This window comes from Paenibacillus sp. Cedars, from assembly GCF_003184205.1.
Classification (GTDB): Bacteria; Bacillota; Bacilli; order Paenibacillales; family Paenibacillaceae; genus Paenibacillus_AQ; species Paenibacillus_AQ glucanolyticus.
Genome location: NZ_CP020866.1, coordinates 2,090,938 through 2,117,287 on the forward strand (window position 1 = coordinate 2,090,938; position 26,350 = coordinate 2,117,287).

Genomic DNA, 26,350 nt, shown 5'->3' on the forward strand with positions numbered 1-26,350 from the left:
TTGGCGGAACGATTTAACGAATGATAGGTTTGACGTCCCAAAGGGGGAGTTGTTATTATTAATAACTAATAGTGAGCCGTTGGATGGTGGCAGAGTGGATCATCTGATGGAAATATACCTAGAACAGGTGGAGACCTTATGTCAACAGAACAAACGCATACTCTTATAACCAGTTGGCTATCTTTAACGCAGGTTCAGGCGATGATTACCCATGAGCTGGAACAAACCTTGCAGCAAAAGCATGATTTAACGTTGAATGAATTTTATGTGCTGTTATTTCTATCGGAGTCGCCTGAGAAAAAACTGCGCCTTCAGCAGCTGCAAACCATGGTGGGCCTTAGTCAAAGTGCGATATCGAGACTCGTCAGCCGTTTTGAAGCCAAAAGCTGCGGTGCGATGCAGAGAGCCATCTGCGAGGATGACAGAAGAGGGATCTATACATCGCTAACTCATATCGGTGAAGAGAAGCTGCAAAAAGCGAAAGCTACTGTCCAAGGGGTATTGGAGCAGCAATTCTCTGCGCCTAAGCTGAAGCATGGACTTCAGGATGTATTAAAACAGGTGCAGGCGTGACCATTTTTCAGTCTCCTTATTGACGGATGGTTCTTATTTTGTTATTTTAGATGCATGCGCATGCATTGATAAGTTTGCGAATCAATCTTTTTGAATAGAGGGAGCGTGTTACAATGGAACATTTATTCAGCCCATACAAACTGAAATCTTTAGAATTGAAAAATCGGGTGGTCATGCCGCCGATGTGCCAATACTCCGTAACAAACAAGGACGGAATCGCGACGGATTGGCATTACTTGCACTATACCAGCCGTGCGATTGGCGGAGCGGGACTTGTTATCGTTGAAATGACGGACGTCGAACCGGATGGACGGATTTCCGATTATGACCTCGGTTTATGGTCGGATGATCATATCCCGGCTTTGGCTCGCATCGTTGATGCTGTTCACCAGCATGGTGCGAAGGCAGCGATCCAAATTGCACATGCCGGCCGGAAAGCAGAGGATGCGGAGACACCTGTGGCTCCATCGGCTATTCCGTTTGACGAGAATTCCAAAACGCCAAGAGCTCTTTCAACTGAAGAAGTTCAGCAGATGGTGGAGAAGTTTCGTCTGGCTGTACGCCGTGCGGTGAAGGCGGGATTTGATGCGATTGAGCTTCATGGTGCACATGGTTATCTGATTCATCAGTTCCACTCCCCGTTAACGAACCAAAGAAACGATGAGTACGGACAGGATTTAACGAAGTTCGGTAAAGAAGTCATTCAAGCCGCAAAAAGTGAAATGCCGGCAGATATGCCATTAATCATGCGAATCTCTGCAAGAGAATACGTGACAGGCGGTTACGGCATTCAGGAGAGCATTGCTTTCGCCAAAGAATATCAGGCTGCCGGTGTCGACATGTTCCATATCAGCGCAGGCGGCGAGGGACCGATTGCGGCCGAAGGCAGACCGGGCACACATGTGGCATACCAAGTTCCGCTTGCCAGACAAATTAAAGAAGTGCTGCAAGTACCGGTCATAGCTGTTGGCCGTCTGGATGAACCTGCACTGGCGAATGCGGTCGTTGGCAATGAAGAAGCAGATCTCGTTGCCGTTGGAAGAGGAATGCTTCGGAACCCTTACTGGGCATTGGAGGCTGCAGTTGTCCTGCAGAAGGAGACGGCAATTCCGACACAGTATCAGAACGGATTTCCCAGAAAAACGAGATAAGGTAGGCAAGATATGAACATGTAACTGCCAATGAACGATAATGTTGGTATACCAGGTTCCCTGACGTGAACATCCACAGTATCCCTGTAATGGGTTGAGCATAAATAGAGAAGGTTATCTTACGGTCCGTCACGGCTGTAGGATAACCTTTTTTTGCGTACAAGCAATTGGCCGAATTTGGTAAGTCATCAAACTTGGCAGTAGTTAACATAAGGCCATCTAAAATAATTTTAAATAATCATTAATGTTTTATTTACATTAGTGTGTGACATACAGTATAATCTTTTCCAGGAGATGATGATATGCCAGAGGATCAGGACATTTTAAACAGTATGGTGCAGGAGCTTCGGCGAGGTACGATCATCCTTGGTGTTCTCAGTCAGTTGTCCGAGCCGCAGTATGGTTATTCATTAGTGACCATATTGCAGGAGAGGGGGATCAACGTGGAAGCGGGTACGCTCTACCCGTTGCTGCGACGGCTGGAGAAACAAGGCTTGCTTAACAGCGAGTGGGATACAAATGAAGCCCGGCCGAGGAAATATTACATCATAAGTCAGACAGGCAAGGATATATATCGGCAGCTCTACCATGAATGGAAAGATATGATGACAAGTCTGGAGGGACTTATAAATGACAAGGGGGACTAAAGTGATGGATCTGATTAACAGGTATATTTATGCGGTGACCCAGAAGCTGCCCGAATCGCAGCGGGCGGATATTGAGAAGGAGCTTCAAGGACTCGTCGAAGACATGCTGGAAGACCGGGGAGCCGACAGGGAGACCGCTAGTTTGGAAGAAGTGGAGCAGGTGCTGCTTGAGCTCGGCCCCCCCGTGGAAATGGCAGCCAGATACAGAGGAAGGGAAAGGTATCTCATTGGTCCTGGTTTGATTGACAGCTATTGGTCCGTCCTAAGGATTGTTCTGTATTCGATAGCCGTTGCTCTTGGGATCGTCTACATCGTTAATTTCTTTATAAGCACGGAACCCACTGCCGAGAAGCTGCTGGAATACCTTGTCTCGCTGCTTAGCGTAGGAATCCACGGATTTGCCTGGGTAACCGTTATTTTTGCCTTTATCGAATACCGCGGGGCTCGCCAAGTCTCCAATGATCCATGGAAACCCTCGGAATTGCCTGCAATTCCAGAACCAGCCACCCGGATTAAACCGAGCGAGCCGGTGCTTGGCATCCTCTTTTCCGTGCTGTTCTTCGTCCTGTTCACGTTTTCCATTAACACGTTTTCCATTAACTTGATCGGTGTTCATCGATTTGCTGAACACTCGATCGCCATTCCGGTGTTTGAACAGGCTGCCTTCGCCAAGTATTTGCCGCTGATATGGCTTCTTACCGCCTTCAGCATATTCAATGAAGCCAGGAAATTAATCACAAGAAAGTGGACGCCGCAGCTTGCCGTCATGCATGTTATATTTAACATTGCTTCCGTTATCGTTGCGGTGATCCTGTTCTCCGATATGACGATTTGGAATCCGATATTCATGGATCAGCTCGTTCAATCAGGACTTGTAACAACGGGAGATGGATCGTATGAGACCGTAAAGTTAATTTGGGATCGATCCAGGGACGGCCTCATTTACATTATTGTGGTCATCGCCCTTATTGATACCGTATCTGTCGTGATGAAACGGTTTCGGAGAAAGGAAGGAAATACGGCGTTAACCAAGTAAAGACAACAGGTTGAAACAAAGGGTATCCCAACAGATTTTGGATCTGGCGGGATGCTCTTTTTTTGTTGTTAAGAGATGCCATAGGAACCAATCGCTCATACCCACTTTTTCCGCATTCACTGGGGACAGGTTCTGATCATCACCGAGTAGTTATGCGGTTGGCTAGACCATGGACGACACTGCGCCATTCGAATAAGCATAGAATATGGAGCGAAGCAAATATTTTTTTGACAGAAATGTGAATGATATGTGTCAAAATTATGTACAATGGTGTTATAATAAGGAAAGAAGAAAATGAAAACCCTTACAGAACGAACGGAGCTGATGATTATGAAATTCGCAATTCACTATTCTACAAGAATGAAAGACATTATTTTATTTGCTCTGGTAATTAGCATCATGATGTTTCAAGTTGCGACACTGACGGAATATTCGTATCCTGTCCTATTCTATATGCAGATGGTTGTGAATGTCGTTATTGTTGCGGCATTAGGAATTGAAGCTTATGCACGTTTGGTAAAGCGTGAAGTCCAGATTGACGGGAATTCCGATACGATTACAATTAATGGTGTTGAAGTTCATGCCGGTCAGATTCGTGAGATTAAGGTTTCCGGATGTCACAAGGCCGCTTTTCAATTCATTCTCAAGGATAAGAGCGTACCCCCTATGTACTGCTGTTTTAAATTTGAAGAGAAGAATTGCGAAGGAATTCGGGAGCTGACACGCTGGGCCGAACAAAATCAGATTTCAATCCGCAAAGTCGGGCCGCAGACCCGTTCCGGCATGATTCTCTCGTCCAATGGATAATATGGCCAAGTCACATCGTGAATAGGAGCACCTGAACCGTCGAAGGATGGTTACAGGTGCTTTTTATATGGAATATGAAATCATTGATCATTGAATTTTCGCTGCAGAAGAAAGTTTAGCTAAAGTTAAGCTTCTGTTTCGATCAAGATAAATCTCATCAGGTATACTTGGGTCATAGTGGACCCGTATACATATGGAGGAGGACTTGAATATGGTAGATGCTCCGAAATTAATGCTTGATGGGGAACATCGCGTGCTGTATGAGCTTTTTGAGGAGGAATTGCGAGCACTTGTAACGGTGCAACAATTCGAAGCGATGTCCAAGGAATATACGGCTGGAGTGAGTGCGTTCCATCTCGTTCTGGACAACACGATGAACAAACTTCGAATGATTCACTGGATGGATGACAGCGGGACAAAAGGAATCCAAGCTATGATCGATGAAGCGGGCATGATTGTCGGATTCATGTTATCGCCTCTTGAGAGATTTTCGGAATCGGATAGCCGTTATTCGGCAACAACGTTCAAATTGCCGTTTAAGGGGAAATGGTATGTGTTCTGGGGAGGCGAGCATGTGATGGACAATTATCATTACGTGGAGGCGAGCCAGCGGTATGCCATCGATGTTGTGAGAACGGAGGAAGGGATGACCTACCATGGGGATCCCGATTTGAACGAAAGTTACTTCGCGTTTGGAGAAGAAATTCTAGCAGGTGCCAGCGGTAAAGTTATTGCCATTGAGAACAACATCGCGGATAACGTGCCCGTCGGAGTGGTAAACGAAACCGAACCTGCAGGAAATTATGTCATCATCGATCATGGCAGCCATGAATACAGCCTGTATGCGCATCTTAAGCTGGGATCGGTGTGCGTGTTGGAGGGGACGGACGTGGAATCGGGTGATCGGATTGGGTTGTGTGGCAATTCCGGCAATTCCAGTGAGGCACATCTGCATTTTCAAGTGTCGGATCATCCAGATCTGTTTAGAGACGGCACGAAATCTCTTAACATCAACTGGCTGGGAGATGTAAAGGTAAGAAAAGGTGAAATTGTAGACGGCGGGAAATAACGCATCCATAACATAAACAGGGCCTGGAATTATTCCAGGCCCTGTTCTACATATAGTTGATAAACTCTCTGGCACACCTGCTGCGGCCCCGATTCACATTAGCTGCTGCAGCCGCCTCCGCAACTGCTGCCGCAGGACGAACCGCTGCTGCAGGAGGATCCGCTGCCGGAGTCCGAGCCACCGCCGGACCCGCAAGCCGAAGCAGCGGTGCAAGAGGAGCTGCTGCCGCTCTTATAAAGCTCCCGCTCATCAGGGATCATATGATCTGAGAATTGCTCGGGTGCGTTCCAGGCATAATAAACGGCCGCCGCCAGCAGCACATCGCTATTGCGGAAATTAACCAGCTTCCGATTACGCGGCTCCTCCGCCTCGGCTGCTCTAATCCGATCCTGCAAATCATGAATAACGGCATCAATCGCCGTACGTGCCGCAGGCATGCTCTCATAAGTCCAAGCGTTAAAACGCTTCTGACCATGATTCACGGCGAAATGGCCAGAACCGTAGTCCTTCAGCTCTTCGCGTGGCAGCGGGACGCGGAAGAATGCTCCCCATAGCTTGGTGCTGTATTCATGCCAGCCAAATAATTGGACATAGACCGTGTCAAACCATGCCCGTTCATTCGGGATGGGAACATGTTCGCTTCCGGTGTTGGGAGCGTGATGAAGCATACGGCCAAGAAAGCGCTCCGAGAACTGTTGATACTCGTATGTATACATCAGCATTTCATGCCACACTTCGTCCACGTCTTTGCTGAACATCGGGACTCGGTCCAGAACAGCGCACAGGATAAAAAAACGTTTCAGCTCTTGCCATCGCCATTCATATTCCGGTTCTGACATGTCCGGATGCTCACTCATTACTCTCTGCTTCAGCATGTTCTGATAGGTATAAGGCAGGGCGGCCTCCAGTCTGCCGGCAAGCTCACTTGCAGGGCTTCCCGCTTTCACGATGGGCGGCAAATCGGGTGTTTTCCCGCGTCGAGGCTTATTCTCTTTAGGGAGCCGCTGACTATTAATATTACGCAACGAGCGCTTGAAGACAAATAAAGCAATAATCCATAAATCCACCACAATAAAACAAATGATCAGGATCCAAATGGATGTGTTCATAAAGTATTCCTCCTGTCTATTTGTGTCCGGAGCCAGCTTATCGTTCCTCTCCTTGAGTAAATTATTGCAGGAGTCACGAGTGTTTGGCAATTGAAATTGCCGATTCCGTTATAACTTGAATGTAGGGGCTTCTTTATGATACATTCCCTGTGTCTGGAAATGTACATCTGGACAATCTTAAAGCTATCGATTTAATGAATGGCAATTATGTTTATTATAGGAGCATACATATGTTAACAGGTTGGAAACTTTCAGTATTAGGTATTATTATTGTAGGGATTACCGGCATCGCTGCTTCTTTATATGGCCTGATTGAACCAGGCCGGGCGATCGGGTTATTCGTAGTTTTCGTTCTATTCATTGGAGCCCTGGAGCTGATGGAACGAATCAGGAACCGCAGGAAGAAGAGAGGGGAAGTGCAATCTTCGAAGCGAGGATGACACAGACAGCAAGGAGGGAGCTTATGAAGTGTATAGCGATGCAGCCCTATTACAAAATCAACCGAGTCGTGGATGGCATCGAACAACGAACCGAGGAGCAAGGCCGGGAGATGCTCTTGTATGAGGATCGAATCGTCACGAAATACCGCGAGTTCCCGATTAAGCAGGTGTTTGACCTCTCGTATCGGCCTCTGGGAGGCGGCGGTGGTTTTTTATATTTGCATACCCAGCAAGGCGTGTACTCTTACACGGTGAAGGATGATCCGCAGTCTTTTATTGCAGCTTTTAAAAATCTATAAGAGATCGTGATGGACTGATCCTAGTCTCAGGTCCAGTGCATATCCTCGTCTGCAGCACGTGTGCGAATGCGGCGCTTGCATATAAACTGGTTATATATTTTAAGGGACGGATTAGGGGGCCAAGGCGTGGATACGCTATTAGATTTTATTGAACAGATCGGGCATTATGCGCTATTTCTTGTATTATGCCTTGGATTGGTCGGCCTTCCTGTGCCTAATGAAGTCGTGGCCATGACCGGTGGAGCGTTAGCGGCATCCGAGATTTTATCACCGGTACCGTCTTTTTTTATGACTTTTCTCGGGGTATGCTCAGGCTCGACGGTAGGATTTATGCTCAGTCGGTTTACCGCAAGCAAACTGTTAAACCGCGTTGGGGAAAAATCGAAAATTCGCGAGTTTCTTAATGTATCCGAACGACTGACTCACCAATACGGCAACTATGCGATCTGCATCAGCGCTTTCTTACCGATATTGCGCAACGTAACTCCCTATGCGGTAGGCATGAAGGGGATGCCCTATCGAAGATTTGCGATGTTCTCCTATTCCGCGTCCTTGGTATGGACCATCGGTTATTTTTCTCTGGGGATGTTTGTTGGGGATCAGGTGGTTGATCACATTGGACTGATGATTAACCGTTACGGTTACTATGTGGCAGCTGTAGTTGCTGGTCTCGCCGTCATCATGATCATATCGTGGCTGATCCGGAGAAAAAAGCGAAGCAAAGAAAACAGTGAAATTCAGTTTCACGGATAGACAGCCACAGGACAAGGACTATGGCTGATCCGGTCCGGATTCCGGCGATTTCCGAATGATTTTTATATATTCTCTAGGCGAGAACCATCGGGACTCCTCTTGGAAATCCTGCATTTGATACCTTTGTATATAAGACGTGTTGTCCGGTTGATAGCGTGATCGTGTACGACTATCGGTTAGGATGGCTGCAGCTAAAATAACGACAAAAATGATAGCGCAAACCAATGTTTTTTTGATTATCATGGGAACCACTCCTTTATATACAGTGATTTCCTGATTGATCACATTTCATTCCAACATAACCTTTGACAAAGTTTTGCTCACAAGATATACTGATTTTCAGTGTGATTCGAAAAAATACCATAAGGTTTTACCCGGAGGAGCCTGCCATCAGCGGGCTCTTTTTGTGTTTTTTTGGACTTATTCCTAAATTAATGGGGAAATACTAATGTAAGGAAAATTCGGACTATAGGAGGAGTAGACTTTGTCTTTGCTGCACATCGCCGTTCTGGCACCTTTTATTGTAGCGCTTGTGGTTATGCTGACCTACAAGCTCATAGGCCGTGTTCATACCGGATGGGTGATTCTGCCGGTACCGGTTATCCTGTTTGCCTACTTTTTGGGTCTTATCCCAACCATTCAGGGAGGTGAACAAGTTCAGGCCGTTCTGGAATGGATTCCAAGCCTTGGAATTAACTTTACGGTCTACTTGGACGGGTTAAGTTTGATATTTGCACTCTTAATATCGGGTATTGGCTCGCTTGTGGTATTGTATTCTATCTTCTATATGGACAAAAAGAAGGAAGCCGTGCACAGATTTTATGTGTATCTGCTTCTGTTCATGGGGGCCATGCTGGGCGTGGTGCTCTCCGATAACCTGATGGTGTTGTACGGCTTCTGGGAGCTGACCAGCATTTCGTCATTCTTGCTGATTGCATTCTGGCACCATCGCGACCGTTCCCGGTACGGGGCATTGAAATCCATGCTGATCACCGTATTCGGTGGCCTAGCCATGTTTGCTGGATTCATTATGTTGTATACCATGACAGGCACCTTCAGTGTCCGCGAGATTGTGGCGAATGTGGGAAGCATCAGCGGCGAAGCGCTGTTTATATCAGCCATGATCCTGATTCTGCTGGGCGCCTTCACCAAATCCGTGCAGTTTCCATTTCATATCTGGCTGCCGGATGCCATGGAAGCGCCGACTCCGGTCAGTGCTTATCTGCACTCGGCCACGATGGTCAAGGCGGGAATCTATCTGGTTGCCCGCTTTAGTCCGGTATTTGCCGGTCAGGCCGCTTGGTTCTGGATCATTGCGATTACAGGCTTGACCACGTTGATCTATGCTTCAATTCGCGCGATCAAGCAGACGGATCTGAAGGCATTGCTTGCATTCTCTACGATCAGCCAACTGGGGCTCATCATGAGTTTGCTCGGACTGGGTTCTGCGGCGGCTTATTATGGAGGAGGCGTGGACACGCTGCTCTATACGAAAGCGACCACAGCAGCCATCTTCCACCTGATCAACCATGCGATATTCAAGGGCGCTTTGTTTATGGTGGTCGGCATCGTGGATCATGAGACGGGCACCAGAGATCTGCGGAAGCTCGGCGGTCTCATGTCACTCATGCCGATTACGTTCACGGTGGCTGTCATTGGAGCTTTTTCCATGGCCGGACTGCCTCCGTTTAACGGATTCTTAAGTAAAGAAATGTTCTTCACCGCCGTGCTGCAGGCATCTCATATGAATTTCTGGAATGCAGATACGTGGGGTGTGCTGATCCCTGTTGTGGCATGGATAGCCAGCGTGTTTACGTTCCTGTACAGCATGATTCTGGTATTCAGAACCTTCACCGGAAAATTCCAGCCTGAGAAGCTGGAGAAGAAGCCGCATGAAGCACCGCTGGGGATGCTGATTCCTCCAGTAATTCTGGCTTCGCTGGCCATCGTCTTCGGTCTGTTTCCGAATTTGTTGTCCTACTCCCTTATTGAACCGGCTATGGCTGCCATTCATCCGGGGCTGCTGGCAGGAGGCGACCGCTTCCACGTGAAGATCGAGATGTGGCACGGCTGGACTGCGGAAATTTATATGACAATCGGCATTATTGTTCTAGGTACCGTTCTGTATAAACTTCATGGCAGCGTGAGCGTGCTGAACCGTCCGTTGAGTAAGCGAATGACATTAAACCGTCTGTATGACGGTGGATTGCGCGTCCTCGAAAGAGGCGGCAAGTCGCTGACCTCGACTTACATGACAGGTTCAATCCGTCATTACGTCATGTATATCTTTGTATTCTTTATTGCCGTTCTTGGCGGAGGGCTGCTGCTGATAGACAATATCGGATTTGATATGTCTGCATACGCGCCAATGTCTTTTTATGAGGCAGTTGCGATTCTGGGCTTGGTCATTCCGGTCATTGCGCTTCCGTTCGTCCGTACACGACTGATGGCGATCATATTAACCGGTGCTGCCGGCTACATGGTTACCTTGTTCTTTGTCCTGTTCCGTGCGCCGGACCTTGCGCTAACGCAGATGGTTGTAGAGACGGTATCCGTCATGCTGTTCCTGCTCTGTTTCTATCATTTGCCGAAGCTGAAGCGGGAAAAGGTTCCGATGAGCCTGAAGTGGAGAAATCTGCTCATATCGGTCGGCGTCGGGGCCGTGGTTACCTTGATTGCACTCGCTGCCAGCAGCGGCAGGGCCTTTGAATCGATTGCGGACTATTTCATTAAAGAGAGCTACAACTCCGCGGGCGGTAAAAATATCGTCAATGTCATTCTGGTGGACTTCCGCGGTTTCGATACCCTGCTTGAAATTACGGTTCTGGGCATTGCTTCCCTTGGAATCTACGCCTTGATCAAAGTCGATTTGGGTGAAGGCATTCTAGGCGAGCGGGATCGCTACGAAGGTGTTTATCTGCCCAACAGCAACGACGTCATTCTGCGGACTGTTTCCAAAGTTGTCATCTTTATCGTGGTAACCTTCTCATGGTTCCTGTTCAACTCTGGACATCATGAGCCTGGCGGAGGGTTTGTTGGAGGATTGATGACTTCCGCGGCACTGGTTCTGTTGTCGATGGCTTTCGGCATGGACATGACCCGGAAAATCGTGCCCTTCGAGTTCCGGAAGGTTATGGCGACAGGACTTCTCATTGCTCTGCTTACGGGCATCGGTTCATTTGCCTTTGGCGCACCGTTCTTAAGTCATTCCTTCGGATATTTCAACCTGCCACTGCTTGGAGAAACCGAGCTGGCTACTGCCGTTATCTTCGACCTCGGCGTATATTTAGCCGTTGTTGGCGTAACGATGACCATCATCAATTCGATTGGGAGGGATAACTGACCATGGAACTCTATATGTCACTTGCTATCGGGATTATTTTTGCCGTTGGGATATACCAGATTCTGTCCAAAAGCTTGCTGCGGATTATTCTGGGTACATCGCTCCTGACCCATGGTGTCCACCTGCTTCTGCTCACCATGTCGCGGCTGAAGACCGGAGCGGCACCGCTGCTTGGCGAAAAGGCATCCGCTTACGTCGATCCGGTTCCGCAAGCTTTAATTCTAACTTCCATTGTCATCAGCTTCGGTGTCACATCGTTCTTCTTCGTATTGGCATATAAAGCGTATCAACGCCTCGGCACTGATAACATGGAAGAGTTAAGGGGGACGGAGGATGAATAATGTAATCGTTCTTCCGCTTCTCATTCCGCTGGTTACAGCCGTAATTCTCATCTTCTGCTCCAAATACGTCCGCGCGCAGCGCTTGATTAGCGCCATCAGCGTTGTGATGAACGTACTGGTCGCTCTGTTCATCGTAAATCAAGTGAACCATGAAGGCATTCAGACGCTTCATATGGGCGGATGGCTGCCACCATACGGGATTGTGTTTGTTGCGGATATGCTCGCGGCACTGCTGGTTCTTACAACGCTGATTGTGGCTGCAGGCTGTCTGTTCTACGCGTTTCGAAGTATTGGGGAAGAGAGAGAGAAGCACTACTTCTATCCCTTTTTTCAATTTTTGCTTGCTGGCGTAATCGGATCATTCCTGACGGGGGATCTGTTCAACCTGTTTGTCTGTTTCGAAGTGATGCTGATCGCTTCCTATGCACTGATTGTGCTGGGCGGAACGAAGCGTCAGCTGAGAGAAACCCTAAAGTACATGCTGATTAATATTATTTCATCCACCCTGTTTGTTGCAGCCGTTGCCTACTTGTATGGTACGGTGGGTACGTTGAATATGGCGCATCTCTCCCAACGCGTGGCCGAAGTGCACCAGGATGGCGTATTGTCGGTCATCGGCATTTTGTTCCTGATCGTATTTGCCCTGAAGGCAGGCTTGTTCCTGTTCTTCTGGCTGCCGGGCTCCTACAGTGCGCCTCCAGCGGCAGTGACCGCTTTGTTCGGTGCGCTGCTCACAAAGGTCGGGTTATATGCGATTATCCGTACTTTTACCTTGATCTTCTATCATGATATTGGCGGCATTCATGCCATCATCGGATGGATGGCCGCAGCCACGATGATTCTAGGCAGCTTGGGCGCGGTTGCCTACAAGGATCTTGGACGAATCCTGAATTATAACATCATTATCAGTGTGGGTTTCATTGCCTTTGGGGTTGCAGTCGCGTCTTCCGATTCCTTGAATGGAGCCGTATTCTACTTGATGCACGATATGATTGCGAAGGCACTGCTCTTCATTCTGGGCGGCATCATCATAGCATCGGCTGGCACGAATAAACTGAGTGAGATGGGCGGTCTGATGAAGCGTCATCCGTTGGTAGGATGGATGTTCTTCATTGCTGCACTTGCTCTGGTTGGCATCCCGCCGCTCAGCGGTTTTCTTGGAAAAGTCCTTATTATCCGCGGCGGGCTGAGCGAGGGACATTATTGGCTGTCTGGACTGGCCCTGGCATCAAGCCTTGCTGTATTGTATTCCCTGATAAAGGTGTTCATGGGAGCTTTCTGGGGAGATGTCCCTGGACCGCGTGATACGCAGCAACCGGTCAGAATCCATCGGACAGCTTATGCGGCCGTTATCGGGTTATCGGTTATGGTGATTGTCCTTGGAGTCGGCTCGGAGTGGATTTATTCCTATACCTCTCAAGCCGGCGCCGTATTATCCGATCCATCACTATATATTAATGCCGTATTAAAGGAGTAGTGGATATGGGCCATCAAATCCTGTTAAATATCATCATTGCCGTTGTCTGGATGTTTCTGAATAATAACTGGTCCCCCCAGCAGTTTATTGTCGGATATCTGATCGGAATCTTGCTGATTTACCTGTTGAGACGCTTCTGGCCGAATGATTTCTATCTGCGCAAGCTGTGGTCGGTCATCTTGCTGCTGCTCTTGTTTCTAAGCGAGCTGTTTAAATCGAGCATCACCGTCATCGGTCAGATTATTCGGCCGAAGCTGAACGTACGTCCAGGCATCTTCGCCTATACAACCGAGCTGAAATCGGACTGGGAGATCACGGTGCTGTCCTGCCTGATCTGCCTGACGCCGGGAACACTGACACTGGAGGTGTCGCGTGAAGGACAGACGCTGTACATTCATGCGATGGACATCGAGGATGTTGAAGAGCTGTCGAACCAGATCCGTGGTACCTTTGAAAGGGCGATCAAGGAGGTGACCCGCACATGATCAACAGTATGCTGATTGCTTCGCTGGTCATACTGTCCCTTGCGATACTGGGCTGCTTGTACCGTTTGATTAAGGGGCCATCGATGAACGACCGGATTATGTCGCTGGATACGATCGGTATTATTCTGTTATCCATGATCGCTGTCCTGTGCATGCTCTTTCGGACAACCGTCTATTTCGACATTATCCTGTTAATTGGAATTTTGACTTTCATCGGAACAACTGCACTAGCGAGATATATTGAGAGGGGTGATGTCATTGAACGCACAAATGATGAGTCAGATCGGTGAGTTTATCATTGCACTCATAGTGCTGCTCGGTGCATTGCTCGGTGCATTGAGTGCGTTCGGCCTGATTCGCCTGCCGGATGTTTACATGCGTTCCCATGCAGCTACGAAAAGCGCTACCTTGGGCGTCCTCTTGATCCTTGCAGGTGCATTCCTGTATTTCACGTTCTACCTGGAGCATGTCAGCGCCAAGCTGCTGCTGGGTATCGTATTCGTGTTCATTACGGGACCAGTGGCAGGTCACCTGAACGGAAGGGCCGCTTATCGATCGGGTGTATCCATGTGGGACAAAAGTGTCCACGACGACCTGAAGCCTGCACTTAAACGCGAACGGGAGCGGATGCGCGAGTCTCAGGCGGTGGATTCCTCCAAAGCAGGGGTAAATGAAGAAAGCTGAAGTTTATGAGTGGACGATTTACGGATAGAATGCGGGCGGCCTTAGATCTGAATTCCATCGGACTAAGGCCGTTTAATTTAACTTGTAATTGTTCGTTATTGTAAAAGTGAATATATGCGTGAATGTCTTTCTCAAGCTCCTCAAAGGTAGGGTATGTATGCAAATAAGCGTTTGAATAGCAAGGTGAATATTATTCCGGCGATACTGTCTTAATGACGCCTCGCTCTCGAGTTCCTGTAACTTTTTTAAGAAAGCATTCTCCGCCCGAAGTCGCTCCATTTCATATTTCATCTTCTTGATTTCGAGTTTTTGGAGATCGGTCTCTGTTAGTTCCTCAGGGCCTTCTTTTTTCCCCATCCGTCTTGTAATGCATCTTCACCACCATCTTCGAACTTCTTCACCCATTGGTACACTTGTTGGTAGGAGACCTTATGTTCTTTTGCTGCCTTCTGGCAATCGTGTTGATTTGCAAGGCAATACAGAACGATATCGATCCGTTCCTGCCATGTTGTAGATCGACCCTTTGTCATAGCTTTTGTTCCCCCTGAATAGGTTTTTAAGCTGCTATGACTATTTATACTTGTCGATAATCTGATACTTTGATCGTCCACTATTTAAATAATCCAGTACGGCTTGAAGTTTGAGTTCCGCAGAGTAGCTTCGATTATGGGTCCGAACTTCTAGCCCTTCATAGCCGTAAATCTCATAACGGCGTCTCCATTTGGCAAGGGTTGATTTAGAAATACCGTATTTTTCAACTGCAGCTTTAACTCCAATTTTGCCCAACCTGATCTCTTGAATAATGGCATATTTCTCTGATACACTTCGCTTTATTCCACACATAAAAAATGCTCCCCTCACGAAAACAGGTGTTATTATTTCACCTGTCTACCGTAAGGGGAGCATATCAGAATCGGGGCAGCCCTTTTTCTGTTTCAGGCAGGTAGTTTCATTCATGTGGTAGAATTTGCAATAGGGGATCATGAAGTAAATCATTGGCAGCAAGGACAGGAATGTGACATCGTGCGTAGTGTCCCCTGTCCGCACGATGAGTGGTCCGGGTCCATGGTGCAGGGCATGCTTTTGATGGCTGTCCACCAGAAATAAGATTATTCATGGCAAGGAGAATTCATATGACAATATGCAGTGAGAACGGTCGTCTCCAGCTGAAGCAGCTGTCGTCCTTTATTGCAAGATTGAATGCGATCCATCAACATCATGTAGGCTATTGCGGTGAACAGGAAGAGGAGATATACAGCACACTCCAGGAGGAGTTCGGTGAATCAGGGGAGCTAAACCGGTGGTTTACGGTTATGTATCATCAAGATGAGATGGTAGGAGCTCTAGGATTCAACGTGGACGATGAAGAGCGTGCAGCTGAATTATGGGGCCCTTTCATCGATGCGGAAGGCGCTGAGTGGGATCGGATGGCGGAGCAGCTATGGACTGCCGGAATTAAAAAGATTAAGGACAGCGTGGATCGATATTTTGGTTTTTATAATATTCATAATCAGTCTGCCATTAAATTCCTGGAGGCCAAAGGCGGGGTGAGATCGGGAGATCACGCTATTCTGCGAATGCGAAACGCCGACTTCATCCCGGATGGCTCCCTTTCTCTGCAGAATGACGCCTGCGTACACGGAAGAGTTTAAGAAACTCCATGCAGCAAGCTTTCCGAATACCTATTACAGTGCAGAGCACATTATGCAGCAGCTGGATGAGAATCACAGGCTGTTTATCCTTACTGAACAAGGCCGATTCACTGGTTATGTTTATGTGGAAGGAGATCCTGAATTCAAGGAAGGCAGCATTGAATACTTGGCCGTGTCCGACCAATTCCAAAGAAAAGGTTACGGACGCACGCTGCTCGGACAAGCGCTGCATTATTTATTCCATAACATCCAGTTGGAGGAGATTTCGGTATGCGTGGAACTGGGGAACGAAGGAGCGATCCAGCTGTACCGCAGCACCGGGTTTGACACTGTTCATAAGCTTACTGCCCTGCGCGTTAAATCGAGTGGAGTGTAATCAGATAACGGGATGAACGCTTGCTTCTTCACGACAAGACCCGCCTGTCCTTGTTATGGGATGGGCGGGTCTTGTCATGAGTCCACTATGGCTTCGTATTCTTATTGCTTGACGCGCCGTCAGGCTGATCTTCATGGTGGTAGCGGTTCTCCATCTTCTTGCCGGCCAGCCACAGTAGCCACAGTACCAAAGCGGCGATGAGAATGCGCCAGGGCTGCTCAACGAACGCTCTCCAGTCATGTCCGATGAAAGCGACCATAAAGATCATAACGGACTTTCCCGCCATTACGGCTATCGTGAACGTTGTTGCCGATACCGTGCTGATGCCAGAGGCGATGTTAATCAGCGAGGACGGGGTGAAGGGAAAGCAGTACAGCATGAAGATGGGGGTAAATCCCTTCTCCTCAATCCAGTGGAAAAAACGCTGAGATCCCGGCATTCTTTTTTGGATAAGCAGGCCCAGCTTGCCTCCCAGCTTGCGAACAATCCAAAACACCGTAATGGATCCAAGGCAGACGCCAATCCATGACAGGAAGAATCCCCACCATAAGCCATAAGCAGCGGAATTCCCCATCACCAGCACGATAAGCGGCAGGATGGGAAGAAACGCCTCTATAAATGGAAGCAATATGCCCGGGATGGGTCCCAGCTGGGAGTACTGCTGAAGCCATCCCTGCACTTGATCCATATCAATATCTTTCATATGGGTCCATACATTCTGAAGCCATTCCAACATGATGAGTGAATCCTCTCCCTGCCTAGGGTAAAATTATGTAATTTCTGGTCGATTACAGATGAATTACATTATAGCATAACCGGAAGCTATATTATAAATCGCAGTTGTCCTGCTACAAAAGAAGCTCAAACTCTTCCGATTTCGGTTGAGTTTGAGCTTATCTGCTTCATGTTTGATTAATCCGGTTCTATTCGGCTCCAGTCGACTCTGTGCCTGCCCCGCAGGGAGCAAATAATCAGTACAATGATCCCGATGATGACGGAACCTATCGTTACCATATAATTGCCCCAGATGGATACGTATTCGATCTCGACGATGGCATATTCGGAAGGCACGACAACGTATCGGACCATCTCAAGCCAAGTCAGGTGAAAGCCGATATTTATCCACAGATTGTTGGATACGATACGGAGCAGCTGCAGTACCGTGCCAAAAGCGATTAAATTAACGATATACTGTACCGTAATCAGATCCCAAGTACCCAGTCCTGCCGCCACCATGAATCCAGTTACGGCGATGGGTGCAAGAACGAATAAGAAGACCTGGAGGATTAGCGCAAGCCAGCGCGGATAACGGGTGTTTAAATTACGGAACAAATACCCCCGGAAGGTGAGCTCTTCAGGAAAGGCTTCATAGAAAAAGGCAATGGGAATGTTGATGAGCATGACGAGCAGAGTAACTGCCGGTAAATGGAGAGCGACAACCCGGAGCCATCCGAAGGCGCTTCCCAGCAGCAGGGCCACTGCCGTAACAAGTGCCAGAAAGCCAATGCCGAGAAGGAAATAACGAAGCCCCGATGGCGGTGAGCTTAGACCAAGCCCGCTCCATGGACGCCGGTCCGCATAACGCCTAAGCAGATAAATCAGCGGCACTGTAACGCTAGTCGTTACAACGGCAAGGAGGATTTGCAGACCGAGTGTGGGAATGCCGTAAGTGCCTGCGGCCGTGGCAATGACTACGGCAAGTCCGAGCCCTATCACAAATGCCAGCCAGCCGAAGGCGATACGCCAGAACAAATTCAATCGGCCTTCTTGATCACGGAATATCCGGGATATTCCATGATGAGTACTCGATTCAGTTGATGTACGAATGACCAGATCTCTCCTCTCCTGGAACACGATGCGGTGTTCGTTTCTCTTGTACCATTAATATGTATAGTATTTTTTCTATCAAGGTGTTCCACAGAGGAAACCCATTTTTAGGAGTATCTGGCTCCAGCTGAAGAGAGATTAATGCTTGATTATAGTACGCTGTATTAAAAAAAGTTGGAGGTGTATAATGGAGGTATGCCAAAAATAGTAGATCATGATAAACAAAGAGAATGGGTTGCCGAAGCGGCTCTGCGGGTTATTCAGAAGGGTGGACTGGAAAAAGCAACGGTACGTAATATTGCGGAAGAGGCCGGCTTGTCCGTAGGCTCCATGCGGCATTATTTCTCAAGTCAGGCTGAGCTGCTGGCCTTTTGCATGAACCTCATTATTGAACGGATTGAGAAACGCTTAACGTCCTTATCATTGAAGGGGCCAGTGTTCTCGGATATGAAGCTGGTGCTGATGCAATTTCTTCCGATGGATGAGGATAGAACGATGGAAATGGAGGTATGGATGTCGTTTGTTGCCAAAGCGCTCATCTATCCCGAATTACGGAAGATAAACGATGAGATGTATGATGGTTTAACGAAAGCATGTCATTTCGTCATCGATTCCCTGGTCACCCATAAGCTTGCTAAACCGGAGCTGGATCTTGAATATGAGAAGGAGCGAATATACGCATTGGTTGATGGATTGGCGATTCACCATATCATGAGACCGCAGCAGCTCACGCAGGATAAGATCGAGAAGATCATCGATCAGCATCTGCAATCCTTGTGTATCGATGAGCTGATAATGCCCTAAAGTTCCGTGCGTATTACTGTGTCAATATTGACATGCCGATCAATTTTTTAATACAATGGTTCTTCGACAGGTATTATCGTGTGAAAAAAGATACAAAAGGAGAATGGCATGGTCAAACATCACAAAAAAATGACAGTCGGCGAGATTCTAAAAAGGTTCATCTTTATTACGATCGGGGCTATCCTGATGGCCGTGGCGCTTGAGATATTCCTCGTGCCAAACGAAATTATCGACGGTGGTATTACCGGTATTTCTATCGTATTATCATCGATTACACCTATCAAACTCGGTGTGTTCCTCTTCATCATCAACTTGCCGTTTCTGTTTATCGGTTACAAGCAGATAGGCAAAACGTTTGCGTTCTCGACCTTGTACGGGATCGTAGTGCTGTCGCTCGCGACAACATTCCTTCATCATGTAGAACCGTTTACGAACGAGAAAATTCTGGCGGTACTGTTCGGTGGGCTGATTCTGGGTCTTGGAGTAGGCCTTGTTATCCGTTATGGGGGGGCTCTTGACGGGACGGAGATCGTGGCCATTCTGCTGTCCAAAAAGCTGCGAATGCCAGTCGGACAGATCATCATGATCATCAACGTCTTTATTTTCATCACGGCAGGGTTTGTGTTCGGTGCAGATTCAGCCATGTATTCAATCTTCTCTTACTATATAGCGGCAAAAGTGATGGATATTGTGGTAGAGGGCTTGGACGAGTCCAAATCCGTTACGATTATATCCAATGAATACGAAGAAATCTCAAGTGCGATCGTGCAGCGTCTGGGCCGCAGCACCACCATGATATATGCAAAGGGCGGGTACTCTCAAGAGGACACGCAAATGATATATTGCGTTGTGACAAGGCTTGAGATTGCGAAGCTGAAGACCGTAGTGCAGGAGATTGACAAGAATGCGTTTATTTCGATTCAGAATGTAGCGGACGTGCTTGGTGGAAGTATGGCGAAGGCCGATATTCACTAGAAGACAGCAGTTATGGATGGATGATCAGCGGTTTTTTGCAGATTTTTTCTGCAGAAGACCGTTTTTTTATTGGGGAGGGGGAAGAGATTTGATTGCCTGAAGCTATGGGAGAGACTCCTAAGATCAAGGTCTGCTCGGACAATCGCTCAGGCAATCGCTCCATTACTTCCGTACTTCGAAAAATTCGCATGCATCCCGTTTATGATAACCGAGCGAACTGACACTGGACTGCGTAATGATGGTGTCGTCGGTAAACCGAATAACGAGACTCCCGGAATCGATCAGATGATTGTCCTTGAATATGCGGATACGGATCTGCTGCTCCATTACTTCCTGAAAATCCTGATCGGTCAATAATGGTCTGACAATAGGCATGGATCATCCTGCTCCTTAAGTTTGAATGATGGATTGAATACAACGTCCTATGATAATGGGGGATTGGTATGGCATTTCCGGCAGACAGGGAAGTAGGTGTCGTTCCCGCCAATCAGTATCTGCTCGCCGTCATATACGGGCTTCCCATCAATGACCCGAAGGTTCATGATAGCTTTCCGCTCACAGAACCAGCAGATCGTTTTCATTTCCTCGATTTTATCGGCGTAAATCAGCATCCAGCGGCTGCCTTCAAACAGCTCGTTGCGGAAATCATTCTTCAGCCCGAAGCCCATCACAGGCACGTCAAGCTCATCTACAATCCGAACGAGCTGAAGGATGCTATCCTTGGTAAGGAATTGGCATTCATCCACCAGAACGCAGTATGGCTTAGGCTGATGGTCCTTCACGATGCCGTAGATATCGGTGCTTTCCGTAACGGGTATCGCTTCCCGGCGCAGACCGATGCGTGATGATACATAACCGACGGCATCCCTGTCATCAATGGCGGATGTGAAGAGAAGCACAGGTTTGTTCTGTTCTTCGTAATTGTGAGCAACTTTTAGAATCTCGATCGATTTACCACTGTTCATAGAACCGTGTTTGAAAAATAATTGAGCCATGCTTTCGTTCCTTTCCTGATAAATGCGACTTGAAGCATAAGCGTGCAGGTGTTGCGTAGAAACACTTTTTTTTACATTATATATCGTATGACATGCAGAGTATATTGTCGCATTATTGGGCGCCGGTGTCCATTGGCAGGTATGAACATATTCTGACATGCAGGGGAGTGAGTCCGGAACGAAAAAAGGTTTGACAACCTTTATCAGCAGTTGTAATATAACGGCATACAAAATGAATACCAAGATAATCGACCAGATAACTGGAGATATCGCGCCTGTGAACAAGTACGAGCTATTGGAAGTACTTAGACAAGCGTAATATCTCCTTTTTTATTGAGATAAGCATATGCATGTATTTGAAGAGGCTTGTCGCCTTATCTCATAAGAAAGCGTTTCGCTATTATCCGGTCTGTCTTCTGGGAAATTACGTCGCTAGACGTTTTTCTTGCACTCTTTTAACCAAGTAATCAGGTAAGAATAATTAATGTATGGGATGGTGAGCGGAATGTCTGCGGATACATTGATCATTGAGCAGGTCAACAAGATTTTCGTAGCCCCAACAGGAAATGTCATGGCATTGAAAGGGATTGATCTTCGGGTTCGAAAAGGGGAATTCATCACATTGATCGGACCGAGTGGATGCGGAAAGAGCACCTTGCTCAAAATCGTGGCGGGCCTCGATACCTCGTATGAGGGGAATGTCCTGCTGAATGATAAACCTGTATCGGGTCCAAGCATTGAGAAGGGGTTCATTTTTCAAGAGCCGCGACTGTTTCCTTGGCTGACCGTGGAGAAGAATATCGCCGGAAATTTGTCGTTGAAGCAGGCAGCTGTACGCAAAAAAGTGGATGAATTCATCGAGCTTGTTCGGCTTGAAGGCTTTGAGAAGGCCTATCCCCGAGAACTGTCCGGAGGGATGGCCCAGCGGGTAGCGATCGCCCGAGCGCTGCTGCGGAATCCGGATGTGCTGCTGCTGGATGAGCCGTTCGGTGCGCTTGATGCCTTCACACGTTCCCATATGCAAGAGGTCCTGCTGGATATATGGCAAAACAACCGCACGACCATGCTCTTTGTTACCCATGATCTGGATGAGGCGGTATTCCTCGGCGAGCGTGTGGTCATTATGAACCCCAGACCTGGCCATATTCGTTCCATCCTGCCAATCGATTTGCCGTTTCCACGCAAGCGGACGGGATCATCTTTTCAAGAGCTGCGGACCAAAGTACTGCGTGAATTCGAGAAAGTAGAAGAGCCGGAGTTCGATACAGGTGCGGGCATTTAATATCCATGACGATTCGATATTGAACGGGCAGAACGATAGATAACAGGGGAGAGAGCTAATCATGAGACCAATGAACAAGAAAGTCGTGTTTATTCTACTATTCATCATTTCTGTACTGACTTGCGGATGTGCAAGCACAGATAGTCAATCCAAGACTCGTGCCGTGGAGAAGGGAGCGGACGGCCAGTATGAAGATCTGACTGTCAGGCTCGGCGTACAGGGAAGCGGAGGTTTGTTTGGCAAGGCCCGGGAGGAAGGGTGGTTTGAGGAGGAGTTTGGCAAGCTGGGTGTCAAGGTGGAGTGGGCAGAGTTTCAGAGCGGACCGCCGATGACGGAAGCGATAGCGTCGAATCGTCTCGATTTTGCGGGTTTAGGGAATATGCCGATTATCGCGGCCCAGGCGGCAGATATTCCATTTAAGGTGATTTCCCAGAGCTTGCATGGTCAGAAGAATGTGGCCATTATTGTGCCGCCTGACAGTACGGCGCAGTCTCTGAGTGATCTGAAAGGCAAGAAGGTAGCCGTAACGAAGGGAAGCAACGCGTTTAACTTTCTTTACCGGGGATTGGCAGACGCGGGGGTCAAGGTGTCTGACATTGAGATTATTCAGCTCCAGCCTGATGAAGCTCAGCCTGCGTTTGAATCGGGCGGGGTAGAAGCATGGGCCACTTGGGACCCTTATATAACCTTGAATACATTGACAGGGAAAGGCAAAGTGCTGGCCGATGGTGAGCAGCTTGGCGTTCTGTCCCCATCCTTCAATATTGTCCGGAAGGATTTTGCCGAGCAATACCCGGATCTCGTCACGCTCTATCTTAAAGTGCTGAACCAGACGCTGGCTTGGGAGAAGGAGAATGAAGCAGAGGCACTTAAGCGATATGCTGACGAGCGGGGCGTTCCCCAGGAAGTGATCCAGGGGACCTTTGACCGCTCCAGATCCATCAACATACCGGTAACAGACGAAATTATAGCTGAGCAGCAGAAAACGGCTGATTTTCAATTCGAACAGAAAACCATTCGCAAGAAAATCCAGGTTAAGGAGGTTTTTGATAATCAATATATAGAGGCCGCATCTAAATAGTACAAACAAACAATACGAAGGTGAGAGGAGGCGTGTTACATGCTCCAAGAAGGGATCAGCAAAGGGGCGGTTGCCATACCCGCCGAACCGATGAGGCGCCAGAAACGAATAGATCGACGATTTCTGATCAAGTTCACAAATGCATTGATAGGCTGGATGGTCCCCCTTGTTATCGTCATGGTATGGCAGGCTGCGGGAGCATTGGGCTGGCTCAATCCGATCCTGCTGCCGACTCCGCTTGCGATCTGGAATGAGCTCGTTCATTTAACGAGCACAGGCGAATTGATTCAACATCTTGGCATATCGTCCTGGCGCGCGCTGCTCGGATTTCTACTCGGCGGCAGCTTGGGTTTGGCAGCTGGCATATGGGTGGGATTCTCGTATAAGGCGGAACGGCTTGTCGATCCATCGCTGCAAATGCTGAGGACGCTTCCTCATCTAGCGATCGCGCCGCTGTTCATCCTATGGTTTGGTTTCGGCGAAACATCGAAAATACTGTTAATCGCCAAAGGCTCGTTCTTCCCGTTATACGTGAATACTTTCCTTGGCATACGATCAGTGGACAACAGGCTGTTTGATGTTGCGCGTGTGCTGCAGTTCAGTCGGTGGGATCTGATCCGCAGGTTGATCGTTCCGGCCTCGCTGCCTAACATATTTCTCGGAATCCGTCTCTCGATTGGCGTAGCATGGCTTGGACTGGTGGTGGCTGAGCTGATGGGTTCCAGCTCCGGCATCGGCTACATCATTAATGATGCGCGTTCTTTCTCATGGACGACTGTCGTATTCGTTGGAATCATAGTGTTCGCACTCGTCGGAAAGCTTTCGGATTCTCTCGTAAAATGGCTTGAGTGCAGGCTGCTGCGCTGGCAGGATAGCTACAAGGGTGGTGACAAGTCATGAAAAGTGAAATAGCCGCCCGCAAAGCTGCGGGGCAGGATTGGCTGAGGGCGGTACCGGGACCGCTTCATGCCTGGCTTGTACCGATAGCCATTGTAGCGTTATGGCAAATAGCCGGTGGACTGGGGTGGATATCGGCAACGCTGCTCCCGACACCGTTAACGATTGCCAAGCAATTTGTGAGTTTGGGTTTAAGCGGTGAGCTGTGGGAGCATTTTCAGATCAGCATCCTTCGGGCGCTCTCCGGCTTTGTGCTGGGGGGATTGACGGGGCTGGCACTTGGATTGTCAACAGGGCTTGGCAAAATGGCAGAGCGCACGCTTGATCCTTCCTTGCAGATGCTTCGTACAGTGCCGCTGCTGTCGCTGATTCCACTGTTCATTCTCTGGTTTGGCATCGGGGAATTCTCGAAGATTCTCATGATTTCGCTTGGGGCGTTTTTTCCGATGTATGTGAACACCTTCCTTGGCATCCGCAGTGTGGATGTGAAGCTGTATGATGTATCAAGAATTTTTCAATATTCGAAGCTGCAGCTGGTAATCCGCCTGATCATACCGGCTGCGATGCCAAACATTCTGCTGGGCATCCGCTTGTCGCTCGGGGTATCCTGGCTCGTCCTGGTTGTTGCGGAGATGATGGGCACCAGTGCTGGAATCGGGTACATGATTCAAGACGCGAGAGCGTATTCGCAGACTGATATCGTGTTTGTGGGCATTATTATTTTTGCCATCGTGGGCAAGCTGTCGGATTCGGTTGTGCGTCTGCTGGAATCCAGGCTTCTGAGGTGGAGAGAGACATATAAAGGCTGATCAGCGATCGTTCGCTGGGCCATATGGAAAAAAGGGGTGTTACACAGATGGGAACAACGAGCCGCAGAGATCATCAAATGCATCTGGGTGCGTTTATCTATTATGCCGGTCATCATCATGCCGGATGGCGTCATGCCGATTCCGATGTGGAGGGGATGTTTGGAATCGAGCTGTACAAGAAACTCGCCGCCACCGCGGAGCGGGGAAAGTTCGATATGATGTTTTTTGCCGATTTGCTGTATGTGACACAGGTCGAAAATTCCGCTTCCGGCATGCTGGACCCGCTGACGTTATTATCGGCCCTCTCTACCGTTACGGACAGACTGGGGCTTACCGCAACCGTCTCCACCACGTACAACGAGCCATACAATGTAGCCCGGAAGTTTGCCTCCCTGGACTTTATAAGCGGAGGAAGAGTAGGCTGGAATATCGTCACGTCCCAGCTCGATATTGAAGCCCATAATTATGGCAAGCCGAAACATCCCGAACATGGTCTTCGTTATGAGATGGCGCGTGAGTTCGTGGAGGTGGTCACCCGTTTATGGGACAGCTGGGAAGATGATGCGCTTGTTCTTGATCGTGAGTCGGGGAGGTTTGCCGATGGAGCCAAAGTACAGCCTGTGGATTACACCGGACAGTGGTATTCCACGAAGGGTCCTCTGAATGTGCCGAGGCCGCCGCAAGGTTATCCTGTGCTGATTCAGGCTGGCTCTTCGGGACCAGGGCAGGATTTTGCCGCCCAATATGGTGAGGTTATATTCACGGCACAGCAGTCCAAGAAGGCAGCACAGGATTTCTATGCCAGTGTCAATTCCAAGCTGTCGCAGTATGGGAGAGCAAGCGGAAGCCTGAAAATCATGCCGGGTCTTTCAGCTGTTATTGGAGCTACCGAGGAGGAAGCGTGGCGCAAGTTTCATGAGCTGCAGGCGTTGATACCGCCATCGTCTGCGATTACCGTTCTATCGGGTTTCCTTAATTATGACCTGAGCGGTTATCCGCTGGATCAACCCTTGCCCAGAGACATTCCGGACCCTGTAGCGGCTTCCAACGGCATGAAGAGCAGAGTCCAGTTATATATGGATATGGCCTATCAAGACAATCTGTCGATTCTGGAACTGGGCCGAAAGATACTAACCTCCAGGGGACATATGCAGTTTGTCGGAACCCCCGAGCAATTGGCTGACATGATGCAGGATTGGTTTGAAGGTTACGCCTGTGACGGGTTTAATATTATGCCTCCGGTTCTGCCGGGCGATCTGGACGATTTCGTGAATACCGTCATCCCTGTGCTGCAAGAACGGGGATTGTTCCGTACCGAATACAGCGGTCGAACCTTGAGAGAGCATCTCGGTCTTCAGCGGCCGGATGTGGGGCACTTCCGCCAAGAGGTCCAGCGCGCAGCAGCGGATGTTAGATAAACCTATGGGGATTAAAAGGA

General features: G+C 48.5%; 31 protein-coding genes and 1 pseudogene. 24 read left to right on the top strand and 8 right to left on the bottom strand.

Going from position 1 to position 26,350, the window contains the following annotated elements:
• The first annotated feature begins 138 nt into the window (after positions 1–138).
• The 6 genes from B9D94_RS11445 to B9D94_RS11470 all read left to right on the top strand — a co-directional run bounded on the left by B9D94_RS11445 (position 139) and on the right by B9D94_RS11470 (position 5,283).
• Positions 139–573 carry a MarR family winged helix-turn-helix transcriptional regulator gene (locus B9D94_RS11445; RefSeq protein ID WP_006210994.1) on the top strand — a complete coding sequence of 145 codons (435 nt, stop codon included), beginning with the start codon at positions 139–141 and terminating at the stop codon, positions 571–573.
• A gap of 113 nt (positions 574–686) precedes the next feature.
• Complete coding sequence (locus B9D94_RS11450) at positions 687–1,724, top strand: NADH:flavin oxidoreductase/NADH oxidase (RefSeq protein ID WP_148247045.1); 1,038 nt, start codon at positions 687–689, stop codon at positions 1,722–1,724.
• A 302-nt stretch (positions 1,725–2,026) separates the two neighbouring features.
• Complete coding sequence (locus tag B9D94_RS11455) at positions 2,027–2,371, top strand: PadR family transcriptional regulator (protein WP_006210992.1); 345 nt, start codon at positions 2,027–2,029, stop codon at positions 2,369–2,371.
• On the top strand, positions 2,355–3,407 hold the full coding sequence (locus B9D94_RS11460; RefSeq protein WP_253806133.1) for a hypothetical protein: 1,053 nt from the start codon (positions 2,355–2,357) through the stop codon (positions 3,405–3,407). The genes B9D94_RS11455 and B9D94_RS11460 overlap by 17 nt, the downstream gene beginning before the upstream one ends.
• A 294-nt stretch (positions 3,408–3,701) precedes the next feature.
• Complete coding sequence (locus B9D94_RS11465; protein WP_006210990.1) at positions 3,702–4,214, top strand: hypothetical protein; 513 nt, start codon at positions 3,702–3,704, stop codon at positions 4,212–4,214.
• A 211-nt stretch (positions 4,215–4,425) separates the two neighbouring features.
• A complete protein-coding gene (locus B9D94_RS11470; protein ID WP_148247046.1) occupies positions 4,426–5,283 on the top strand; it encodes a M23 family metallopeptidase in 858 nt (285 codons plus the stop codon).
• Positions 5,284–5,381: 98 nt separating this feature from the next.
• Here B9D94_RS11470 and B9D94_RS11475 read toward each other — a convergent pair whose 3' ends face one another.
• Positions 5,382–6,392: a glycine-rich domain-containing protein gene (locus B9D94_RS11475; RefSeq protein WP_148247047.1), complete on the bottom strand. Its 1,011-nt coding sequence runs from the start codon at positions 6,390–6,392 to the stop codon at positions 5,382–5,384.
• A gap of 230 nt (positions 6,393–6,622) precedes the next feature.
• Here B9D94_RS11475 and B9D94_RS11480 point away from each other — a divergent pair, with 230 nt between their 5' ends.
• From B9D94_RS11480 to mnhG, 9 genes are all read left to right on the top strand, one after another.
• Positions 6,623–6,832, top strand: coding sequence for a hypothetical protein (locus B9D94_RS11480; RefSeq protein ID WP_006210987.1), 210 nt, complete (start codon positions 6,623–6,625; stop codon positions 6,830–6,832).
• Positions 6,833–6,855: 23 nt separating this feature from the next.
• The gene (locus B9D94_RS11485) at positions 6,856–7,131 is read left to right on the top strand and encodes a hypothetical protein (RefSeq protein WP_040680739.1); all 276 of its coding nucleotides are present in this window, start codon (positions 6,856–6,858) and stop codon (positions 7,129–7,131) included.
• A 126-nt stretch (positions 7,132–7,257) separates the two neighbouring features.
• Positions 7,258–7,884, top strand: a complete 627-nt coding sequence (locus tag B9D94_RS11490; RefSeq protein ID WP_006210985.1) for a DedA family protein — start codon at positions 7,258–7,260, stop codon at positions 7,882–7,884.
• Positions 7,885–8,368: 484 nt separating this feature from the next.
• Positions 8,369–11,227 (top strand): Na+/H+ antiporter subunit A, encoded by a 2,859-nt coding sequence (locus B9D94_RS11500; RefSeq protein ID WP_148247048.1) that lies wholly within the window; start codon positions 8,369–8,371, stop codon positions 11,225–11,227.
• A gap of 2 nt (positions 11,228–11,229) precedes the next feature.
• On the top strand, positions 11,230–11,568 hold the full coding sequence (locus B9D94_RS11505; RefSeq protein ID WP_006210982.1) for a Na(+)/H(+) antiporter subunit C: 339 nt from the start codon (positions 11,230–11,232) through the stop codon (positions 11,566–11,568).
• A complete protein-coding gene (locus B9D94_RS11510; RefSeq protein ID WP_076150566.1) occupies positions 11,561–13,045 on the top strand; it encodes a Na+/H+ antiporter subunit D in 1,485 nt (494 codons plus the stop codon). Before B9D94_RS11505 ends, B9D94_RS11510 begins: the two co-directional genes overlap by 8 nt.
• Before the next feature lie 5 nt (positions 13,046–13,050).
• Complete coding sequence (locus B9D94_RS11515; RefSeq protein ID WP_006210980.1) at positions 13,051–13,530, top strand: Na+/H+ antiporter subunit E; 480 nt, start codon at positions 13,051–13,053, stop codon at positions 13,528–13,530.
• Positions 13,527–13,820 (top strand): Na(+)/H(+) antiporter subunit F1, encoded by a 294-nt coding sequence (locus B9D94_RS11520; RefSeq protein WP_006210979.1) that lies wholly within the window; start codon positions 13,527–13,529, stop codon positions 13,818–13,820. Before B9D94_RS11515 ends, B9D94_RS11520 begins: the two co-directional genes overlap by 4 nt.
• Positions 13,804–14,214, top strand: coding sequence for a monovalent cation/H(+) antiporter subunit G (gene mnhG, locus B9D94_RS11525; RefSeq protein ID WP_036637160.1), 411 nt, complete (start codon positions 13,804–13,806; stop codon positions 14,212–14,214). The genes B9D94_RS11520 and mnhG overlap by 17 nt, the downstream gene beginning before the upstream one ends.
• A 37-nt stretch (positions 14,215–14,251) precedes the next feature.
• Here the strand turns inward: mnhG and B9D94_RS31450 are convergent.
• The 3 genes and pseudogenes from B9D94_RS31450 to B9D94_RS11540 all read right to left on the bottom strand — a co-directional run.
• A pseudogene (locus B9D94_RS31450) lies at positions 14,252–14,368 on the bottom strand (IS3 family transposase); the annotation flags it as partial.
• A gap of 172 nt (positions 14,369–14,540) precedes the next feature.
• Positions 14,541–14,744: a helix-turn-helix domain-containing protein gene (locus B9D94_RS11535; RefSeq protein WP_148247049.1), complete on the bottom strand. Its 204-nt coding sequence runs from the start codon at positions 14,742–14,744 to the stop codon at positions 14,541–14,543.
• Positions 14,745–14,784: 40 nt separating this feature from the next.
• Positions 14,785–15,057: a helix-turn-helix domain-containing protein gene (locus tag B9D94_RS11540; protein WP_148247050.1), complete on the bottom strand. Its 273-nt coding sequence runs from the start codon at positions 15,055–15,057 to the stop codon at positions 14,785–14,787.
• A gap of 290 nt (positions 15,058–15,347) precedes the next feature.
• Between B9D94_RS11540 and B9D94_RS31455 the strand changes: the two genes are divergently transcribed.
• The gene (locus tag B9D94_RS31455; protein WP_253806134.1) at positions 15,348–15,866 is read left to right on the top strand and encodes a hypothetical protein; all 519 of its coding nucleotides are present in this window, start codon (positions 15,348–15,350) and stop codon (positions 15,864–15,866) included.
• Positions 15,838–16,242: a GNAT family N-acetyltransferase gene (locus tag B9D94_RS31460; protein ID WP_253806135.1), complete on the top strand. Its 405-nt coding sequence runs from the start codon at positions 15,838–15,840 to the stop codon at positions 16,240–16,242. Before B9D94_RS31455 ends, B9D94_RS31460 begins: the two co-directional genes overlap by 29 nt.
• A gap of 85 nt (positions 16,243–16,327) precedes the next feature.
• Here the strand turns inward: B9D94_RS31460 and B9D94_RS11550 are convergent, their stop codons facing one another.
• Both B9D94_RS11550 and B9D94_RS11555 read right to left on the bottom strand, forming a co-directional pair.
• Positions 16,328–16,978, bottom strand: coding sequence for a TVP38/TMEM64 family protein (locus B9D94_RS11550; RefSeq protein WP_006210974.1), 651 nt, complete (start codon positions 16,976–16,978; stop codon positions 16,328–16,330).
• 176 nt (positions 16,979–17,154) lie between these two features.
• Complete coding sequence (locus B9D94_RS11555; RefSeq protein ID WP_253806136.1) at positions 17,155–18,000, bottom strand: CPBP family intramembrane glutamic endopeptidase; 846 nt, start codon at positions 17,998–18,000, stop codon at positions 17,155–17,157.
• 264 nt (positions 18,001–18,264) lie between these two features.
• Between B9D94_RS11555 and B9D94_RS11560 the strand changes: the two genes are divergently transcribed.
• Positions 18,265–18,873, top strand: coding sequence for a TetR/AcrR family transcriptional regulator (locus B9D94_RS11560; protein ID WP_006210972.1), 609 nt, complete (start codon positions 18,265–18,267; stop codon positions 18,871–18,873).
• A gap of 108 nt (positions 18,874–18,981) precedes the next feature.
• A complete protein-coding gene (locus tag B9D94_RS11565) occupies positions 18,982–19,848 on the top strand; it encodes a YitT family protein (protein WP_006210971.1) in 867 nt (288 codons plus the stop codon).
• Positions 19,849–20,010: 162 nt separating this feature from the next.
• Here the strand turns inward: B9D94_RS11565 and B9D94_RS11570 are convergent, their stop codons facing one another.
• Together B9D94_RS11570 and B9D94_RS11575 are read right to left on the bottom strand one after the other, a co-directional pair.
• Positions 20,011–20,223 carry a hypothetical protein gene (locus B9D94_RS11570; protein ID WP_006210970.1) on the bottom strand — a complete coding sequence of 71 codons (213 nt, stop codon included), beginning with the start codon at positions 20,221–20,223 and terminating at the stop codon, positions 20,011–20,013.
• A 47-nt stretch (positions 20,224–20,270) separates the two neighbouring features.
• On the bottom strand, positions 20,271–20,843 hold the full coding sequence (locus tag B9D94_RS11575) for a thymidine kinase (protein ID WP_006210969.1): 573 nt from the start codon (positions 20,841–20,843) through the stop codon (positions 20,271–20,273).
• Between the two features lie 505 nt (positions 20,844–21,348).
• Here B9D94_RS11575 and B9D94_RS11580 point away from each other — a divergent pair.
• From B9D94_RS11580 to B9D94_RS11600, 5 genes are all read left to right on the top strand, one after another.
• Positions 21,349–22,125 carry an ABC transporter ATP-binding protein gene (locus tag B9D94_RS11580; RefSeq protein ID WP_148247051.1) on the top strand — a complete coding sequence of 259 codons (777 nt, stop codon included), beginning with the start codon at positions 21,349–21,351 and terminating at the stop codon, positions 22,123–22,125.
• A gap of 61 nt (positions 22,126–22,186) precedes the next feature.
• Positions 22,187–23,206 carry an aliphatic sulfonate ABC transporter substrate-binding protein gene (locus B9D94_RS11585; RefSeq protein ID WP_172963936.1) on the top strand — a complete coding sequence of 340 codons (1,020 nt, stop codon included), beginning with the start codon at positions 22,187–22,189 and terminating at the stop codon, positions 23,204–23,206.
• A 39-nt stretch (positions 23,207–23,245) separates the two neighbouring features.
• Positions 23,246–24,106, top strand: a complete 861-nt coding sequence (locus tag B9D94_RS11590) for an ABC transporter permease (RefSeq protein WP_148247052.1) — start codon at positions 23,246–23,248, stop codon at positions 24,104–24,106.
• Positions 24,103–24,912 carry an ABC transporter permease gene (locus B9D94_RS11595; protein WP_148247053.1) on the top strand — a complete coding sequence of 270 codons (810 nt, stop codon included), beginning with the start codon at positions 24,103–24,105 and terminating at the stop codon, positions 24,910–24,912. Before B9D94_RS11590 ends, B9D94_RS11595 begins: the two co-directional genes overlap by 4 nt.
• Before the next feature lie 47 nt (positions 24,913–24,959).
• Complete coding sequence (locus B9D94_RS11600; protein ID WP_148247054.1) at positions 24,960–26,330, top strand: LLM class flavin-dependent oxidoreductase; 1,371 nt, start codon at positions 24,960–24,962, stop codon at positions 26,328–26,330.
• The last annotated feature ends 20 nt before the right edge of the window (positions 26,331–26,350 follow it).

Coding starts and splice junctions, on each gene's coding strand:
- B9D94_RS11445 (WP_006210994.1), top strand. CDS start 139: ATGTCAACAGAACAAACGCATACTCTTATAACCAGTTGGCTATCTTTA.
- B9D94_RS11450 (WP_148247045.1), top strand. CDS start 687: ATGGAACATTTATTCAGCCCATACAAACTGAAATCTTTAGAATTGAAA.
- B9D94_RS11455 (WP_006210992.1), top strand. CDS start 2,027: ATGCCAGAGGATCAGGACATTTTAAACAGTATGGTGCAGGAGCTTCGG.
- B9D94_RS11460 (WP_253806133.1), top strand. CDS start 2,355: ATGACAAGGGGGACTAAAGTGATGGATCTGATTAACAGGTATATTTAT.
- B9D94_RS11465 (WP_006210990.1), top strand. CDS start 3,702: ATGAAAACCCTTACAGAACGAACGGAGCTGATGATTATGAAATTCGCA.
- B9D94_RS11470 (WP_148247046.1), top strand. CDS start 4,426: ATGGTAGATGCTCCGAAATTAATGCTTGATGGGGAACATCGCGTGCTG.
- B9D94_RS11475 (WP_148247047.1), bottom strand. CDS start 6,392: ATGAACACATCCATTTGGATCCTGATCATTTGTTTTATTGTGGTGGAT.
- B9D94_RS11480 (WP_006210987.1), top strand. CDS start 6,623: ATGTTAACAGGTTGGAAACTTTCAGTATTAGGTATTATTATTGTAGGG.
- B9D94_RS11485 (WP_040680739.1), top strand. CDS start 6,856: ATGAAGTGTATAGCGATGCAGCCCTATTACAAAATCAACCGAGTCGTG.
- B9D94_RS11505 (WP_006210982.1), top strand. CDS start 11,230: ATGGAACTCTATATGTCACTTGCTATCGGGATTATTTTTGCCGTTGGG.
- B9D94_RS11510 (WP_076150566.1), top strand. CDS start 11,561: ATGAATAATGTAATCGTTCTTCCGCTTCTCATTCCGCTGGTTACAGCC.
- B9D94_RS11515 (WP_006210980.1), top strand. CDS start 13,051: ATGGGCCATCAAATCCTGTTAAATATCATCATTGCCGTTGTCTGGATG.
- B9D94_RS11520 (WP_006210979.1), top strand. CDS start 13,527: ATGATCAACAGTATGCTGATTGCTTCGCTGGTCATACTGTCCCTTGCG.
- mnhG (WP_036637160.1), top strand. CDS start 13,804: ATGAGTCAGATCGGTGAGTTTATCATTGCACTCATAGTGCTGCTCGGT.
- B9D94_RS11535 (WP_148247049.1), bottom strand. CDS start 14,744: ATGACAAAGGGTCGATCTACAACATGGCAGGAACGGATCGATATCGTT.
- B9D94_RS11540 (WP_148247050.1), bottom strand. CDS start 15,057: ATGTGTGGAATAAAGCGAAGTGTATCAGAGAAATATGCCATTATTCAA.
- B9D94_RS31455 (WP_253806134.1), top strand. CDS start 15,348: ATGACAATATGCAGTGAGAACGGTCGTCTCCAGCTGAAGCAGCTGTCG.
- B9D94_RS31460 (WP_253806135.1), top strand. CDS start 15,838: ATGACGCCTGCGTACACGGAAGAGTTTAAGAAACTCCATGCAGCAAGC.
- B9D94_RS11550 (WP_006210974.1), bottom strand. CDS start 16,978: ATGTTGGAATGGCTTCAGAATGTATGGACCCATATGAAAGATATTGAT.
- B9D94_RS11560 (WP_006210972.1), top strand. CDS start 18,265: ATGCCAAAAATAGTAGATCATGATAAACAAAGAGAATGGGTTGCCGAA.
- B9D94_RS11565 (WP_006210971.1), top strand. CDS start 18,982: ATGGTCAAACATCACAAAAAAATGACAGTCGGCGAGATTCTAAAAAGG.
- B9D94_RS11570 (WP_006210970.1), bottom strand. CDS start 20,223: ATGCCTATTGTCAGACCATTATTGACCGATCAGGATTTTCAGGAAGTA.
- B9D94_RS11575 (WP_006210969.1), bottom strand. CDS start 20,843: ATGGCTCAATTATTTTTCAAACACGGTTCTATGAACAGTGGTAAATCG.
- B9D94_RS11580 (WP_148247051.1), top strand. CDS start 21,349: ATGTCTGCGGATACATTGATCATTGAGCAGGTCAACAAGATTTTCGTA.
- B9D94_RS11585 (WP_172963936.1), top strand. CDS start 22,187: ATGAGACCAATGAACAAGAAAGTCGTGTTTATTCTACTATTCATCATT.
- B9D94_RS11590 (WP_148247052.1), top strand. CDS start 23,246: ATGCTCCAAGAAGGGATCAGCAAAGGGGCGGTTGCCATACCCGCCGAA.
- B9D94_RS11595 (WP_148247053.1), top strand. CDS start 24,103: ATGAAAAGTGAAATAGCCGCCCGCAAAGCTGCGGGGCAGGATTGGCTG.
- B9D94_RS11600 (WP_148247054.1), top strand. CDS start 24,960: ATGGGAACAACGAGCCGCAGAGATCATCAAATGCATCTGGGTGCGTTT.